The organism is Streptomyces pimonensis (assembly GCF_041380215.1).
GTDB lineage: Bacteria > Actinomycetota > Actinomycetes > Streptomycetales > Streptomycetaceae > Streptomyces > Streptomyces pimonensis.
Genome location: NZ_JAHWZY010000094.1, coordinates 1 through 2,113, shown reverse-complemented (window position 1 = coordinate 2,113; position 2,113 = coordinate 1). Strand labels below are relative to the sequence as shown.

Annotated in this window: 2 protein-coding genes; both read left to right on the top strand. The window is 58.7% G+C overall.

All coding sequences use genetic code 11. The features are described 5' to 3' along the window. Window positions 1–221: 221 nt before the first annotated feature. Window positions 222–683 carry a hypothetical protein gene (locus KYY02_RS33455; protein ID WP_371244787.1) on the top strand — a complete coding sequence of 154 codons (462 nt, stop codon included), beginning with the start codon at window positions 222–224 and terminating at the stop codon, window positions 681–683. Window positions 684–758: 75 nt separating this feature from the next. Continuing rightward, window positions 759–2,036 carry a VanZ family protein gene (locus tag KYY02_RS33450; protein ID WP_371244785.1) on the top strand — a complete coding sequence of 426 codons (1,278 nt, stop codon included), beginning with the start codon at window positions 759–761 and terminating at the stop codon, window positions 2,034–2,036. The last annotated feature ends 77 nt before the right edge of the window (window positions 2,037–2,113 follow it).

Sequence of the window (2,113 nt, the reverse complement as noted above, 5' to 3'; positions counted from 1 at the left end):
TGCTCAGACCACGTGAGACGACCTCTAAATTCCAGCCACAGAAAGAAAGCGAATCAGCCAAATAGGCGAGGGCCGCAAACTCTGCAGCTTTGCACATAAAGCATGACTTCCCCACAGGGAAAAGGGGGGCAAATCGGAAATTAACCTGCCGATAAAAAGGATATTTGCACTATAAAGCCCTCCGGCGAGAACCCTTGCAGATTTAACTTCCACGTCATAAGTTGATCTTCGTCAAGTGGCCGCAGAACGGTCCATTCAGCATGTGTCAGGCATTTCTCAGGGAGGGAACAATGCGCCGTTCGATGCGTTCTGCCGTGGTAGTCGCCACGGCAATGGCATCACTGGGTATGGGAACGGCCGCTTGGGCGGCCACTACTTCCACCTCGCTTTCCAACGGAACGTTGAGGTTCGAGTCAACCAACGGGCGTCAGGTCACGGGCAACTCCAGCCTGTTCTACTCGGCCGTGAAGTACAACAAGACCGGCGGCGGATCCATCAGCCTGAAGTTCCTGGTGGACGTCGGCAGTAAGGAATACGTCTCCCCCGTCTACTCCATAACGTCCGGGCAGACGAAGTCCCACAGCTTCGGCGGAAAACCCGTCCCCAGCTCGTGCCGCTCCACTGGCGGCATGGATGTCGCAGGGCAGGGCTACTTCTGGACTCCTTCGCTGAACCCTTGCTGATGCATGCATAGAAAGCCGGGGCGCCTCAGGTGCCCCGGCTTATTCGTCGTTTGTCTGCAGTGAGAGAAAGACATCATGATTGAAGCGTCGATCCGGGCCGTGGCCGATCTCATCCCGATCTTTGTGGTGGCATCGGCGCTCGTTGTCCTGCCCGTAGCACTTTTGGCACGAGCAAAGAAGTGGCCGGTGGCCACGACCACCTTGTGGTCCGTGTCGCTGCTGGGGGTCCTGGCCGTGACGCTCCTTCCAGGTGGCATCGGGGACGCAGGTAAAGACACTGTCTGCTACATAGGGCCGTCTCTGCGAGGCGTACTCTCCACGACTCCAGGCCAGCTGAACGTGCTGCTCTTTGTTCCTGTCTGCTTCTTCGGGGTGTGCGCCTTCCGGCGACCGGTCGCCGTCCTGGCCGGTGGTCTACTCATGACGGGAAGTGTCGAAATGCTCCAGGCACTGCTCCCGCTCGGTCGATCGTGCAGCTACTCCGATTTGACGGCAAACGCCCTCGGCGCGGTTGCCGGCGTGCTGTGCGGGATCGCCTGGCTGAAGCTCAGGCGTCATCAGCCGTTGTTCACCCGGCGTGACGTCGGCACGGGCATGCGTGCCTTTGGTATCGGTGGGGCCCTGATCGTCGCCATGTTCTGGTTCGGGATCACGCCTGTCTACGGTGGCCCTGAAGCTGTAGGCGCCACCGGCGAACAGGAAGAATGGGCTAGAAGCGTTGCGACCCAGGTCTACGGCGAGCAAGCCAAAATTGTTCAGGTGCAGCAACGAGAGCCAATGCCCGGCTTCCCCGGCAAGGTGGACGTCACCACCGACAAGGGAAACCTAACGCTCTTGTGGCCTGAGCGAAAAATCCAGAGCGCTTTCTCCGTGAATAACCAAGATGACGGAGGGTCCCTAACACCGGATCAGTCCAAGGCAGCCGCAGAGCGTTTTGCGCAGAAGTGGTATCCGGACGAAATAAAGGGAAGCAAGATCACCTTTGACTCGCTGGCAAAGGGGAAAGCCCCGTACGTTCTGAGCTACCGCCGTTACGTGAACGACATCATGATGCCGATGCGTCTCGACATCACAGTCACGTCTTCCGGTCGCATTATGGGAGTGACTGCCCGCCTCGTCGAGGACCCCAAGCTGCCGAAGCCAGAACTTGACGAGGCTGCGGCCGAAAATCGCGCGGAGGAAATCACTGATCTCAAGGCTGGGAGCCCTGTTTTCCTGATCGCTCAGGAGGTCTCCGGGGAATGGCGCCCCGTATGGATCGTCAACATGATCCGTGACGGTGAATCCGAGCCTCAGGGCGCAGCCATCTACCTTGATGCGGTGTCAGGTCAGATGGTTCAGCGTCAGGACTGACCGCCGTGCGCAACAGCACTCCTCACTGAACCCTTCTCGGTAACATCTCGTGACGCTTTGTGATCTTCGTTCAGGCG